The 13,424-nt window shown below is 76.4% G+C and carries 13 protein-coding genes and 1 pseudogene; 6 read left to right on the forward strand and 8 right to left on the reverse strand.

The window, feature by feature from the left end; all coding sequences use genetic code 11:
• Positions 1-81: 81 nt before the first annotated feature.
• From ACF1BH_RS06365 to ACF1BH_RS06385, 5 genes and pseudogenes are all read right to left on the reverse strand, one after another.
• Positions 82-855 (reverse strand): TIGR04222 domain-containing membrane protein, encoded by a 774-nt coding sequence (locus tag ACF1BH_RS06365; protein ID WP_391641255.1) that lies wholly within the window; start codon positions 853-855, stop codon positions 82-84.
• A 121-nt stretch (positions 856-976) separates the two neighbouring features.
• Complete coding sequence (locus ACF1BH_RS06370) at positions 977-1,987, reverse strand: TIGR04222 domain-containing membrane protein (protein ID WP_391641256.1); 1,011 nt, start codon at positions 1,985-1,987, stop codon at positions 977-979.
• 5 nt (positions 1,988-1,992) lie between these two features.
• Positions 1,993-3,397, reverse strand: a pseudogene (locus tag ACF1BH_RS06375) (DUF692 domain-containing protein).
• A gap of 140 nt (positions 3,398-3,537) precedes the next feature.
• On the reverse strand, positions 3,538-4,200 hold the full coding sequence (locus ACF1BH_RS06380) for a LysE family translocator (protein WP_391641257.1): 663 nt from the start codon (positions 4,198-4,200) through the stop codon (positions 3,538-3,540).
• Positions 4,201-4,296: 96 nt separating this feature from the next.
• Positions 4,297-5,052, reverse strand: a complete 756-nt coding sequence (locus ACF1BH_RS06385) for a peptidyl-tRNA hydrolase (protein ID WP_391641258.1) — start codon at positions 5,050-5,052, stop codon at positions 4,297-4,299.
• A gap of 150 nt (positions 5,053-5,202) precedes the next feature.
• Between ACF1BH_RS06385 and ACF1BH_RS06390 the strand changes: the two genes are divergently transcribed.
• Positions 5,203-6,273, forward strand: a complete 1,071-nt coding sequence (locus tag ACF1BH_RS06390; RefSeq protein ID WP_391641259.1) for an ATP-binding cassette domain-containing protein — start codon at positions 5,203-5,205, stop codon at positions 6,271-6,273.
• Complete coding sequence (locus tag ACF1BH_RS06395; RefSeq protein WP_391641260.1) at positions 6,270-6,938, forward strand: ABC transporter; 669 nt, start codon at positions 6,270-6,272, stop codon at positions 6,936-6,938. The genes ACF1BH_RS06390 and ACF1BH_RS06395 overlap by 4 nt, the downstream gene beginning before the upstream one ends.
• Positions 6,939-6,989: 51 nt before the next feature.
• On the opposite strand, the gene zapE is transcribed toward ACF1BH_RS06395, so the two are convergent.
• Complete coding sequence (gene zapE, locus ACF1BH_RS06400; RefSeq protein WP_391641261.1) at positions 6,990-8,105, reverse strand: cell division protein ZapE; 1,116 nt, start codon at positions 8,103-8,105, stop codon at positions 6,990-6,992.
• 68 nt (positions 8,106-8,173) lie between these two features.
• Between zapE and ACF1BH_RS06405 the strand changes: the two genes are divergently transcribed.
• Together ACF1BH_RS06405 and ACF1BH_RS06410 are read left to right on the forward strand one after the other, a co-directional pair.
• The gene (locus ACF1BH_RS06405) at positions 8,174-8,998 is read left to right on the forward strand and encodes a dihydrofolate reductase family protein (protein ID WP_391641262.1); all 825 of its coding nucleotides are present in this window, start codon (positions 8,174-8,176) and stop codon (positions 8,996-8,998) included.
• A gap of 163 nt (positions 8,999-9,161) precedes the next feature.
• Positions 9,162-9,635: an indole-3-glycerol phosphate synthase gene (locus ACF1BH_RS06410; protein ID WP_391641263.1), complete on the forward strand. Its 474-nt coding sequence runs from the start codon at positions 9,162-9,164 to the stop codon at positions 9,633-9,635.
• Here the strand turns inward: ACF1BH_RS06410 and ACF1BH_RS06415 are convergent.
• The gene (locus tag ACF1BH_RS06415) at positions 9,586-10,293 is read right to left on the reverse strand and encodes an ABC transporter ATP-binding protein (RefSeq protein ID WP_391641264.1); all 708 of its coding nucleotides are present in this window, start codon (positions 10,291-10,293) and stop codon (positions 9,586-9,588) included. The two genes, ACF1BH_RS06410 and ACF1BH_RS06415, sit on opposite strands and share 50 nt — an antisense overlap.
• Positions 10,290-11,354, reverse strand: a complete 1,065-nt coding sequence (locus ACF1BH_RS06420; protein WP_391641265.1) for an ABC transporter permease — start codon at positions 11,352-11,354, stop codon at positions 10,290-10,292. Before ACF1BH_RS06420 ends, ACF1BH_RS06415 begins: the two co-directional genes overlap by 4 nt.
• Before the next feature lie 240 nt (positions 11,355-11,594).
• On the opposite strand from ACF1BH_RS06420, the gene ACF1BH_RS06425 reads away from it, so the two are divergent.
• Together ACF1BH_RS06425 and ACF1BH_RS06430 are read left to right on the forward strand one after the other, a co-directional pair.
• Positions 11,595-12,779, forward strand: coding sequence for a sensor histidine kinase (locus tag ACF1BH_RS06425; RefSeq protein ID WP_391641609.1), 1,185 nt, complete (start codon positions 11,595-11,597; stop codon positions 12,777-12,779).
• Complete coding sequence (locus ACF1BH_RS06430) at positions 12,776-13,414, forward strand: response regulator (protein WP_391641266.1); 639 nt, start codon at positions 12,776-12,778, stop codon at positions 13,412-13,414. Before ACF1BH_RS06425 ends, ACF1BH_RS06430 begins: the two co-directional genes overlap by 4 nt.
• Positions 13,415-13,424 lie beyond the last annotated feature (10 nt).

The following is a 13,424-nucleotide window of genomic DNA, read 5'->3' on the forward strand; positions in this document are numbered from 1 at the left end:
GCGCGGCCGCATACGTGCATACGAAAGGGATGGTTGGGTCGGCGATCGGCGAAGTAAAGCACCGGGCCGCGGTGTTGCCCGCTATACCCCGGATGAGTGGAGGGCCGAGCGCAGGGCCGGGTCGTCGAGCACCCGCGGACCGTGCAGCGCCAGGGCGGTCAGCGCGTCCCCGGAGGCCGCGGGGCGGCCGGGCCCGGCGGCGCGGCGCAGCCGGCCCGCGCCCGCCTCCGTCGCCCAGCGTGCGGCCGGGCGGTACTCGGCGCGCACCATCGCCCACGTACCGGCCGTGAGGACGAGCGGCAGCGCGAACCAGCCGAGCAGCGGCCCGGTGGGGCGCTCCGGCGGCGCCTGCCAGACCGCCGCGGCGGCGGCCAGCAGCACGACGAGGGCCGCGGCCCGCACCTGCCGCAGCGCCTCGCCGAGACCGCCGTACGGGTCGGCCTGCGGGGCGAGACCGGCGGCCACCAGCCGCGCCGTCAGGGACCTCAGCGCCTCCGTCGACGCGAGGCCGTCGCGGATGGCCGGGATGCGGCGCTGCCCGTCGGAGCCGATGGCGGCGAGGACCGCGCACTCGACGGCGTCCCGGCCGACCGGGTCGACGACCGTGGCCCAGCCGGTGTGCGCCAGCAGGAGGCGGCGTTGCCGCGCCATCGACACCAGGGTGACGTCGGCGACCCGGTCCGGTCCGCCGGCCAGGAACGCCGTCTCGTACAGCGTCGGTCCGCACGGTGGCCCGGGCTCCGGGACGGCCGGCGGGTGGGGCGGCTGCGGCGGCAGGGCGCGGGCGGTGCGGCAGACGCGGAGGCAGGCGACGGCGGCGGCGAGCACGGCGACGGCGAGAAAGAGGAGCCCCATGGCTGAATTTCTACGGGAACGCCTGTCCGGCCGCCACGGCGTATCTCAGGATGTGGGAACCGGGCGGGCGGCCCGGGGACGTGGCCGGAACCGGTCCCTCAGGGCCGCGCCCGCCCTGCGCTCAACCGCCGCACGAGGATCCGCAGGAGGACCCGCCGCCGCTGCACGACGAACCGCCGCTGCACGACGACCCGCCGCCGCAGGAGGACCCCCCGTGGTGCGAGCCGCCGCACGAGGAACCGCCGCCGTGGTGGTGCGAGCCACCGCAGCTCGACCCGCCGCCGGACGTCCCGCACCAGGCGGCCTGGGAGGAGGACTGGTCGACCCAGGTGCCGCCGCCGGACGACGACGCGCCGTTCCCGGCCATCGCGGTCTGAGCCTGGGCCAGCTGCTCCCGCAGCAGTTCGTCCGTGAGCAGCGTGGCGCTGCCGATCGCGACCAGCAGCGCCGCCGGAACCGCCACGTCCGCGGCCCTGAGCGGATGGTGGGTTGCCTGGGCCGCCCGCAGCGCGAGCCGGCCCGCCTCCGTCAGCCGCCGCCCGCCGCTCTGCCGGCAGATCCCGCCGACGACCAGCGCCACGACCACCGCGGGCACGATCGCCACGACGGTGGGCACCTCGACCGGGTCCGCGTCGAGGTGGCCGGTGGCGGTGAGCAGCACGGCGCAGAGCAGCAGCACCACGGAGCCCGCCATCTGGACACCGGCCCACACCCGGGCGAGCCGCCCGTGCGCGGGGTGCCGCATCAGCCCGCGCGCGGCGAGCCGGTCACCGATCTCCTGGACCGCCGGATCGGTCATCGCGCGCCGCCGCACCTCGGCCAGCGCGCCACCGGGCGTGGCCGCGACGGCGTTGAGCACGGCCGCCTCCACGGCGTCGCGCGGGGTGTTGCGGAGCACGGTCAGCACCCCGGGTTCGCCGACGGCCGCCCGGCCGTCCTCGTGCAGCGCGGCGACGGCGGCGTCCACCACGCGAGCGGGCCCGCCGCCCAGGAACGCGATCTCCCAGACGTCGTGGGTGGGCGCGTCCACCAGCCGGATCCGTTTCTCCGGCCGCCGCCCGCGGACGGTGGCCACGACGAGGCCGGCCGAGGACAGTGCCACCATCACGTACACCCACGGAATGAAGGACACCGCGGTCACCTCCGGTGCGAGGCGGACCGGACGGCCCGCAGAAGTCGGGAGAGCAAAGGGGAGCGGGGGAGCCGGGCCGACGGCCCGCCGCGGGGCGGCCGGGGGCCCGCCCGGTCCTGCCACCACCGCGCGAGCCGGGCCCGCGCCCCGGCGTCGTCCGGCCGCCCCTGCGCCAGCAGATGGGCGGCGAAGTCCAGGGCGTCGCGCCGGTGGCCGCCGGTCAGCGGGCGGCCGCGCGCGTAGGCGAGGAACGCCGGGCGGTAGCCCGCCCCCAGGATCCCGGGCAGCTCGGGCGCGATCTTCGCGACCACCGTGGCCCGCTTGGCGACCAGCGCCCGCCGCTGCACCTCCAGCCGTACCGGATCGAACCCCTCGGGCACCGGCGCCCCGGCGACCAGCGCCGCCAGCAGCTCCTCCTGGGCACGGGCCAGGCGGGCGCGGGCGGCCTCGGTGGCGTCCGGGGCGGCCGCGGTCCGGGGGGCGTGCGCCGCTTCGTGGGCGCCCGGTGCGGAGGCGTGGGCGCCCCGGGCGGCCGCCGTCCGTGCCGGGCCGTGGTCCGGTCCGCCGTCAGACCGCCGCGTCATGGCGGGCCTCCTCCAGCACCGCGCGGATCGCGGTCAGTTCCGCGGCCAGCTCACCGGGTTCCGGGAAGTCCTCGTCGCGCTCCAGCAGCACCCCGGGCGGCACCGTCCGCGCGCACAGCTCCGCGAGGACGTCCAGCACCGGACGGGTCACCGGATGGGCGTGGCTGTCGTGCCACACGCCGTCACGCTCCACGCCGCCCGCGACGTGCACATAGGCGAGTGCCTCCAGCGGCAGCGCGTCCAGGACGGTGGCGGGATCCTCACCCCGGTTGACGTGGTTGGTGTGCAGATTGGCGACGTCGACGAGGAGCCGCACACCGGTCCGCTCGACCAGTTCGGTCAGGAACTGTCCCTCGGTCAGCTCCTCACCGGGCCAGGAGAGGAGCGCAGCGATGTTCTCCAGCGCCAGCGGCACCGGCAGCGCGTCCTGGGCGATCCGTACGTTGGCGCAGAGCACGTCGAGCGCGTCACGGGTACGCGGCACCGGCAGCAGATGGCCCGCCTCCAGCAGGGGCGCACCGGTCGCCGGACCCCCGGCCCGGACGAACGCGATGTGCTCGGTGACCAGCGGCGCGTCCAGCGCCACCGCGCAGTCGGCGAGCGCCGTCAGCCGCCCCGGGTCGGGCCGGTCGGCGCCGCCCAGCCCCAGCGACACCCCGTGCGGTACCACCGTCAGGCCGCGGGCGCGCACTTCCTGGAGCGCCGGCGGCAGATGGTCGGGGCAGAGGTTCTCGGCCACCACCTCGACCCAGTCCGGACCGTCGGACCCGGCGATCTCCGCGGCGATCTCCGGCCGCCAGCCGATGCCTGTTCCCAGGCGTTCCATGTGCTCCCCCTCGCACTGCTGTACTCACCGGTACCTCGCCCCGGTGCCGCCCGCCGAACCCTGCGCGCACCGGTTTCAGAGCTGGATTTGAGCTTCCCTGCGCGGCCCCCGCCGTGGTCGGCGCCGCGGGCCGTACGCCGTCAGCGGGCCGCCTCGAACCCGGCGGCCGCGCCCAGGGCCAGCAGCACCCCGCCGGTGGCCTGATCCAGCCGCCGCCGCACCCGGGGGCGCCGGAAGAAGGCGCGCGCCCGGTGGACGGCGCAGGCGAGGGTGCCCAGCCACACCACGCCGAGCACGGCGTGCACCGCCACCAGCAGCAGAGTGGTGGCCACCACCGGTGCGCCGTGCGGGATGAACTGCGGCAGCAGCGACAGGTAGACGACGCCGACCTTGGGGTTGAGGACGTTGGTCAGCAGCCCGGTCCGGAACGCCCGCAGCGGCGAGATCCCGTCCGCGCCCACGCCGTCCGCCGTCTCCTCGACGGCGGACGGGACGGCCTCGCCCGGGGCGGTGCGACGGCGCCGCGCGGTCCGCAGGGCCTGGACGCCCAGCCACATCAGATACAGCGCCCCGGCCACCCGCAGCACCCCGTACGCCACCTCGGAGGCGGACAGCATCGCCGTCAGCCCGACCGCCCCGGCCAGCCCCCAGACGAAGCACCCGGCGGCGATACCGAGGGCACTGCACAGCGCGGCCCGCCGCCCCGAACCGAGCGCGGTACGCAGCACGACGGCGAAGTCGGGCCCCGGCGAGACGGTCAGCAGCGCGGCGACGGCGGTGAAGCCGAGGAGAGACGTGAACACGCCATAACGGTACGGGTCGAGTTCCGGCCACCGGCAGGGGGCCCGGAGTTCCGCACACCCTGCCCGCGCCCCGCCACGGCGACCTGCCGCCGGCGCCTACGGCCGCCGCGCCCCGGGCAGCGGACAGAACGGATCGCCGCCCTCCGCCACGACGGTCGGGCCGGGGGCGATCTCGGTGAAGCCGGCGTCGTGCACCACCGGGAGTCCGCTGCGGGTCAGTCCGTCCCAGGCGTCCGCCGGCGCGGTCCGTACCGACAGCGGGAAGCCGGCGTCCCGCCAGGCCGCGCGTTCCGGTGCGGACAGCTCCCACCAGGCCAGCTGTGCGCCGTGCCCGGCCTGCGCCATGGTCTTGCCCGCCGACATCGTCACACCCGGGTTGAGCCACAGCACCGGATTCCCGGCGGGCGGCGCGGACGGCGGCTCCGGGTCGTCCAGTTCGGTGCCGGAGACCTGGAGGCGGGCCAGGTCCTTGGGCCAGCCGTCGAGCGGGACCGGCGGATGGACGCGGACCTCGGCGTGGTCGCCGGTCACCGTGATGCCCGGCAGCGCCTCGGCCCGCCGCCACTCGGCGCCGCGCGCCCGGCGCACCACCTTGCGGATCCGGGCGTCCTGCCAGTCCCGGACGGCCGCGGCCCACTCGCCGTCGCCGGTGGCGCGGGCGTCGGAGAGCAGCACCAGCACGGCGCGGGCGGCCGTCTCCAGGGCGTCGGTGCGCGCCGGGGGAGCGGCCCGCTCGATGCGGACGACGAGCGGCAGGACGAACTGCGGCGAGGCGTCCCGCTCCGCCGCGCTCCTCAGGTGCGCCCCGACCGCGGTCGAGACGGCGGAGTCATGGGCTTCGGTGCTGGTCATCCGCCCAGTGTGCCAGCCGCTCCGACGCGGTCCGCGCCCCGATCGGCGCGGTCCCGGCGGGGCCTCCATGGGGCGACGGGGGCCGGGGAACGGTCCCGCGGCCGTCGCCGTTGGCACGGTGAGGACGGGGACGGGACGCGAGGGGGAGAGATGCGACTGGACGGCGTCGGCCGGAGGTACGGAGTACGCGGGCCGTGGGTGGTGCGCGGGGTGGACCTCGATCTGCCGGAGCGCGCGCTGGTACGGATCGAGGGGGCCAACGGCAGCGGGAAGTCGACCCTGCTGCGGCTGTGCGCCGGGATCGACCGGCCCACCACGGGCCGGATCCGCGGCCGGCCCCGTACCGCGTACGTCCCCGAACGCTTCCCGCCCGCACTGCCGTTCACGGCCCTCGGGTACCTCACCCACCTGGGCCGGGTGCACGGACTGCGCGGCCCGGCGGCGGCCCGGGCGGCCGGGGTGTGGCTGGAGCGGTTCGGCGCCGCGGGGCATGCCGGTACGCCGCTGTCCGCGCTGTCGAAGGGCACCAGCCAGAAGGTGGCGGTCGCCCAGGCGCTGCTCGCCGCACCGGAGTTGCTCGTTCTGGACGAGGCGTGGACGGGGCTGGACACCGCGGCCCGCGGTGAGTTGGACCGCGCGGTCGCCGAGCGGGTGGCCGACGGCGCGACGGTCCTCTTCGTCGACCACGATCCCCGCCGGCTGGCCGGTGCCGCAGACGCCTGTCACCGCATCGCCGACGGACAGCTGCGCCCCGCGCCGCCGCCCGCGGACGCGGCCGCCCGCCCCGCGGCGGCCGGGCCCCGGGTGACGGTCCGCGCCGAGCCGCCCGGCGCCGGTACGGAGCTGCCCGAGGAGCTGCCGGGGCGGCCCGGGAGCGTGCGGGAGCCGGACGGCACGGTCCGGCTGACGGTCTCCGCCGCGTCCTCCGACGCGCTGCTGCGGGCCCTGCTGACGGCCCGTCCGCCCTGGCACATCCGGACGGTGACGGCCCCGGCGGAGCCACCGCCGGAGCGGCCGCCGGGCGGCGACGCAGCCGAGGTGGGAGAGCCGGGTGGTGAGGCGGCGGGGTCCGGTGCCGCTCCGGTGGGCTCCGCCTCCCCGGTCACGACCGGTCCGGCCTCCGCGGGACCCGCCTCTTCCGGCACGACCGGTCCGGCCACGACAAGCCCCGCCTTCCCCGCCGTCACCCCTCCGGCAGGCGTGGAAGGAGGCCGCCGGTGATCGCCCTGCTGCGCTACCAGGCGGCCCTGCTGGCCGGCTCGCACCGCTGGCTGCCGCCGATGCTGCTGTACGCCGGGTTCCTGGTCGTCGGCGTCGGGACGGGCAGCCCGGTGCTCGACGCCTTCGGGTTCGCCGCGGCGGCGCTGCTGCCGCTGACGGTCTGGCTGACCCGGGTCTGTGTGACCAACGAGCCGCCCGCCGCCCGTAGTTGTGTCGCCGCCGCGGCGGGCCCGGCGCGGGCGCATCTCGCGGCGGTGGTGACGGCGGCCCTCGCCGCGCTGCCGCCCGCGCTCGCGGGGACGGCGTTCGTCGCGCTCTTCTCCGATCCCCGCTCCAACGACCACCAGGTCACCGTGGCGCTGCTGCCGGCGACGGCCTGCGGGCTGGCGGCCGCCGTGGTCTGTCTGCTGCTGGGCACCGCGGTCGGGGCGGTGTGCAACCGGCCGATGCTGCACGGCACCGCGTGGCCGGTCTGCGCCGGGCTGCTCGGCTGCGTCCTGCTGGTCGTCCCGGCGCTCTCCCCGGCCGGCGCGGTGGTCCGGGGCCTGGTGGCGGGCTCGGTGAGCGGTACGGCGGCGATGCCGTGGCTGCCGCTCGCCGCGGCGATACCGATATCCGCCGCGGCGGTGGCCGCCGTCTGCCACCTCGCCGCCCGCCGGGGCTGACGGTCCCGGTGCGGGGCGCCGGCGGGGCACGGCGCCCCGCCGGTGGGTGCGCTACACGCCGGTGACCAGCGGGCCCGCGTCGCGGGCCAGGGCGGTGAGGCGGGAGATCGCGCGGAAGTACTTCTTGCGGTAGCCGCCGCGCAGCATCTCCTCGCTGAACAGCTCGTCGAACGCCTTGCCGGAGGTGACCACGGGCACCTCACGGTCGTAGAGCCGGTCGGCGAGGACCACCAGGCGCAGTGCGGTCGACTGGTCCGGCACGGCCTGTACATCGGTGAGGCAGACCGCCTGGATGCCGTCGCACATCGCGCCGTAGCGGCTCGGGTGCACCTTCGACAGATGCTCCAGAAGGGAGGGGAAGTCGTCGAGCGAGGCGCCCGGGGTGCGGTACGCGGTCCGGGTGACGGTCTCGTCGTCGTACGGGGCGGGCGCCTCGGGCAGACCGCGGTGGCGGTAGTCCTCGCCGTCGATGCGCAGCGGCCGGAAGTGGGCGCTCAGGCCCTGGATCTCGCGGAGGAAGTCGGCGGCGGCGAAGCGGCCCTCGCCGAGCTTGCCGGGCAGCGTGTTGGAGGTCGCGGCCAGCGCCACACCGGACTCCACCAGCCGGGACAGCAGACTGGAGACCAGCACCGTGTCGCCGGGGTCGTCCAGCTCGAACTCGTCGATGCACAGCAGGCGGTGGTCGCCGAGGGTGCGGACGGTCTCCTGGAAGCCGAGCGCGCCGACCAGGTTGGTCAGCTCGACGAAGGTGCCGAACGCCTTGCGCTCGGGCGGGGCGTCGGTGGCGTGCCACAGGGAGGCCAGCAGGTGGGTCTTGCCGACGCCGTAGCCGCCGTCCAGGTAGACGCCGCGCGGGCCCTTGGGGGCGGCGGGCTTCTTCGCGAACCAGCGGCGCCTGCCGCCGACGGCCGAGGCGCCGCCGCCGATGCCCGCGGCGAAGGTGCCGAGCACCGTCACGGCCTCGGCCTGGCTGGGCTGGTTCGGGTCCGGGATGTAGGTGTCGAAGCGGGCGCCCTGGAAGCGCGGCGGCGGCACCATCTCGGCGACCAGCCGGTCGGCGGGGACGTGCGGGGCGCGGGAGGCCAGCGCGGCGGGCGCGGCGTCGGCGCCGTCCGGCGATGCGGCTATCGGCGCGGAGGGAGAGGACGAGGGCTGGGAAGACGACACAGCGCTCCAGCCTAGTCGCTCCGTGGTGGGGCGCGGGCCGCCGGGCGAGCCATGTCACACTGCGGCCCATGCGACGCCTGTACCCCCTCCCCGCCCCTGCCCCCACCCGCCCGGACCCGGCCGTGGCGCCGCCCGGCCCGGACGCCGCCGCCGACCGCGAGTGGGCGCTGGACGAGCTGGCGGACGCCTACGCGTACCCGGCCGAGGACGATCCGCTGCGCGCCGGCCGGCCGGGCTGGCTGCGCGCCAACATGGTGGCCTCGCTGGATGGGGCGGCGCACCACGGCGGCCGTTCGCAGCCGCTCTCCAGCCCGGCCGACATGCGGATCTTCGGGGTGCTGCGGGCGCTCGCCGATGCGGTGGTGGTCGGCGCGGAAACGGTTCGTCAGGAGGGGTACCGGCCGGCCCGCGCCCGGGAGGCGTTCGCCGCGCGCCGGGCCGCCGCCGGACAGGGCCCGGCGCCCGCCGTCGCCGTGGTGACCGCCGGGCTGGGCCTGGACTTCACCCTGCCGCTGTTCACCGGGCCGCTGGTGCCCACGCTCGTCGTCACCGGCGCCGGCGCCCCGGCGGAGCGGGTGGCCGCGGCGCGGGCGGCCGGGGCGGAGGTGCTGTTCGCGGGTGAGGGACAGGGCGTCGATCCGGCGCGGGTCCCGGCGGTGCTGGCCGCGCGGGGGCACCGGCGGCTGCTGACCGAGGGCGGGCCGTCGCTGCTGGGGCAGTTCGCCGCCGCCGGGGTGCTGGACGAGGTGTGTCTGTCGCTGGCACCGGTCGTCGCGGTGGGCGATGCGCCGCGGATCATGGGCGGCCCGTCGGTCGCCGTTCCGGAGCGGTTCGCCCTGGCGTCCGTCCTGGAGGAGGCCGGGTTCCTGTTCACCCGATACCGTCGAAGCTGACAATCAGCGGAATTACCCGTTCCGCTTAGCTTCCTTTGGGCACACTTAGAGCCAACGGAACCCCCGTGTGACGGCGGGGGCAGGATGGTTTCTGTGGGGTGCCGCGGCATGCGGTGCCCGGGAGAAGAGAAGAAGGGCGTCCGTCGTGTTCACGAGCGTATTGATGATCGAGAAGCCTCTGACGCCCGCCGACGTCGATTTCGTCACCACGCTGCACGGCGACGACCCGGTCTCGTTCGTCGTCCTCATGCAGCCGCGCGGCGCACAGGACCTGCTGCTGCGGGCCATCGACGACGTCGCCCTGGGCGAGTTCGACGACGCCGTGCGCGAGGGCGAGGAGCCGGAGGGCGACGCGGCGGACGCACCGGCCGAACGCGCGCTGGCGCACACCCTCGCGGCGCTGCGCGCCACCGGCGCCGAGGCCACCGGGCAGGTCGCCGAGCGGCATCCGCTGGACCGGCTGCGCGAGATCGTCGACGAGACGGGCGCGGACGAGGTGATCGTGCTGACCACCCCCCACTTCGTGGAGGAGTTCTTCCACCGCGACTGGGCCTCCCGCGCCCGCCACAAGGTCGGCGTACCGGTCCTCAAACTGTTCTCGCACGCCCCGGAAGATCCGCCCCGGACGCAGGAGTGAGCCGCCCGTCCGCCACCTCGACGACCGCGTCGACCGCCGTCAGATGCGACCGGTCGTGCGTGACCAGCACCGTCGCCGTACCGCGCCGGTGGGTGAGTGTGGTCAGCAGCTCCAGCACCGCCGCGCCGCGCGCATGGTCGAGGGCGCTGGTCGGCTCGTCCACCAGCAGGACGGCCGGGTCGTTCATCAGCGCCCGCGCGATGTTGACGCGCTGACGCTGACCGCCGGAGAGCTGGTGCGGCCGCTTCTCCGCCGCGCCCTCCAGCCCGACGGCGGCCAGCAGCTCCCGCGCCCGCTGCCGCGCGGCGCGCGCCGGACGGCCGTCGAGGTGGGCCATGACCTGGAGCTGTTCGGCGGCGGTCAGCGACGGCAGCAGGTTCGGCTGCTGGAAGACGGTGCCGACGGTGGTGCGGCGCAGCGCCGTCAGCGCGGCGCGGCCCAGCCCGGTGGTGTCCCGCCCGGCGAGCGCCACCCGGCCGCTGTCCGGTGTGATCAGCGTCGCGGCCACCGCCAGCAGACTGGACTTGCCCGAGCCCGACGGCCCGATCACCGCCGTCAGGGATCCGGCCGGAACGGTCAGCGAGACGCGGTCCAGCGCGGTCAGCCGGGCGTCGCCGTCCGGGTAGGTCAACGTGACATCGGTCAGTTCGAGGCTCATCGGGCACTTCCCAGGGCGGTCAGCGGGTCCACGGACGTGATGCGGCGGATGGCGAGGGCGGCGCCGGCGGCTCCCAGCGCGATCATGATCAGCGCGGGCAGCAGCACGGTCGACGGCGTGAGGACGAACGGCACCGCGGTACCGATGACCGCGCCCAGTCCGGCGACGACCGCGGCGCCCAGGCCCGTCCCGAGGACCAGCAGCACGACCGCCTGGCCGAGCGCGTCCTTCAGCAGCAGCCCGGTGGACGCACCGAGCGCCTTGAGCACCGCCACGTCGCCGCTGCGCTGGATCGTCCAGACGGTGAAGAACGCGCCGATGACCAGCGCCGAGATGACGAACAGGAACCCGCGCATCAGCTGGAGGGAACCGTTCTCGGCGGTGTACGAGCCGATGGCCGCGAGCGAGCCTTCCCGCGTCACCGTCGTGGTGCCCAGCTTCGTGTCGGCGGCGGCCAGATCGGCGCCGGACGCGGTCAGCGCCACCACCGTCGCCCCGTCCCCGCCACCGGGCAGCGCCCGCCACTCGTCCAGCGTCGTCCAGACCACCGGGGTGTGGCTGTACATCGCGGCGCCCGACACGGCGCCGACCGTCACGGTGCGCCCCCCGAGGGTGAACCGGTCGCCGCGGGCCAGGCCCAGCTCGTCGGCGGCCTTCCGCGACAGCACGGCGCGCCCGGCCACCGGCGCGCCCCCGGGCACGAGCGCCGAGCCGGGCCCGGCCCCGAACACCGACACGGCGGCGGTGTGCCGCCCCGCCTCGGCCTTGGTGGTGGCGATGCCCAGCGGTTCGGCGCGCTCCACGCCCGGCACCGCGGACCAGTCCGCCACGGTCCTCCGCGACAGCCGGGAGTCGGTGAACGACACCGTGCCGCCGTCGGCGGGCTTCGAGAACACCAGGTGATCGGCGGGGAGCGCGGTGATCGCCGAGGTGTTCTCGCGGCCCAGGCCCGCCGTCAGCCCCGACAACAGACCGACCAGCACCGTGATGAGCACGATGACCGTGCCCATCAGGGCGAACCGGCCCCTCGCGAATCTCAGATCCCTCCAGGCGACGAACACGGCACCGTCCTTCTTTTTCCGCGGCGGCCGGGCCCACTGCCCGGCGGATGGCTCCACCGTCCCGCCCCGGGGCGCCCCGGGGCATCGCGCCCGGGAGCGGTTCCCCCGGATCGAAAGGTGCGGCGGCCGCTCAACCTTTCGATGGATGCCGCTCCCCGGCGCCATGCCTAATCTGGAGAAACCGTGACCGACCCCGCCCTGACCCCCGCCGTGCGGGTGCTGCGCAGCTGCCTGCACCTGATGGTGGCGGCGCTGCTCGCGCTCGCCGCCGCCCGCGCCGTCGTCGACGGCGATCCGCACGCCCCCGCCGTCATCGCCGTCTCCGCCGTCCTCCTCGGCTGCTACGTCGCGGGCCCGCTGCTGCCCGGCGTCCGCCCGCGCAGCGGTGGCGCGGCCCTGTGGCTGACGCTCCTGGCGGCCGTCTGGGTCGTGCTGCTGGTGCTCACCCAGGACGGCGTCTGGCTCGCCTTCCCGCTCTACTTCGTCCAGCTGCACCTGCTGGCGCCGCGCTGGGCACTGCCCGCCGTCGCCGTCACCACGGTCGTCGCCGTCGCCGGTTTCGCCCGCCACACCGGGGCGCTGGGCGTCGGCACGGTCATCGGGCCGGTGCTGGGCGCCGCCGTCGCGGTCGCCGTCGTCCTCGGCTACCAGGCCCTCTACCGGGAGAGCGAACAGCGCCGCCGGATCGTCGAGGAGCTGACCGCCACCCGCAGCGAACTGGCCGCCGCCGAGCACGCCGCCGGGGTGCTCGCCGAACGCGAACGCCTGGCCCGGGAGATCCACGACACGCTGGCGCAGGGCCTGTCCAGCATCCAGCTGCTGCTGCGGGCCGCCGAACGCGCCCTGCCGTCCCGCCCCGAGACCGCACTGGGCCACGTGGTGCACGCCCGGGCCACCGCTGTCGACAACCTCGCCGAGGCCCGCCGCTTCGTCCGCGAACTGAGCCCGCCCGACCTGGAGGCCGGATCGCTGCCCGCCGCCCTGGAGCGGCTCTGCGCCACCACCGCCCGCGCCTCCGGCCTCGCCGTGCACTGCCATGTCTCCGGGACGCCCGCCGAACTCCCCACCCCGCACGAGGTCGCCCTGCTGCGCATCGCGCAGTCCGCGCTGGCCAACACCGTCCGGCACGCCGGGGCCCGCCGCGCCGAGCTGACCTTGAGCTACATGGACACCGAGGTCGCCCTGGACGTCGTCGACGACGGCGCCGGGTTCGACCCCGGTGCCCTGCCGCCCGCCGGGACGCCCACGGCCGACGGCACCGGCTTCGGCCTCGCCGCGATGCGGGCGCGCGCCCGCGCCCTGCACGGCGCACTCGCCGTCGAATCCGCCCCCGGCGAGGGCACCGCCGTCGCCGTCACCCTGCCCCTGCCGCCCGCACCCGGCGGCGCCGGCGCCCCGGACCGCAGCGAGGAGACCACCCCGTGACCGAGCCTGCCCCGATCCGGCTGCTGCTCGCCGACGACCACCCCGTCGTACGGGCCGGACTGCGCGCCGTCCTGGAGACCGAACCGGGCTTCGCGGTCGTCGCCGACGTCTCCACCGCCGAGGAGGCCGTCACCCTCGCCGCGCTGCCGGGCATCGACGTCGTCCTGATGGACCTCCGGTTCGGCGGCGAGATGCGCGGCTCCCAGGCGACCGCCGCCATCACCGCCCGCCCCGGCGCCCCCCGCGTCCTCGTGCTGACCACCTACGACACCGACGCCGACATCCTCGCCGCCATCGAGGCGGGCGCCACCGGCTACCTCCTCAAGGACGCCCCGCCCGAAGAGCTGGCCGCCGCCGTCCGCACCGCGGCGGCCGGGAAGTCGGCCCTCGCGCCGACCGTCGCGCTGCGCCTGATGGACCGGATGCGCGACCCCGCCGTCGCCCTGTCGCGCCGCGAGACGGAGGTGCTCCAGCTCGTCGCCGACGGCCTGTCCAACGCCGAGGTCAGCAAGCGCCTCTTCCTCAGCCAGGCCACCGTCAAGTCCCACCTGGTGCACATCTACGCCAAGCTCGGCGTCGACTCCCGTACGGCGGCGGTGGCGGCCGCCACGGCGCGCGGGCTGATCCGCCGCTGAGCCCGGCCGC

Origin of the sequence: Streptomyces sp. NPDC014733 (assembly GCF_043083385.1) — a bacterium.
Lineage (GTDB): Bacteria > Actinomycetota > Actinomycetes > Streptomycetales > Streptomycetaceae > Streptomyces.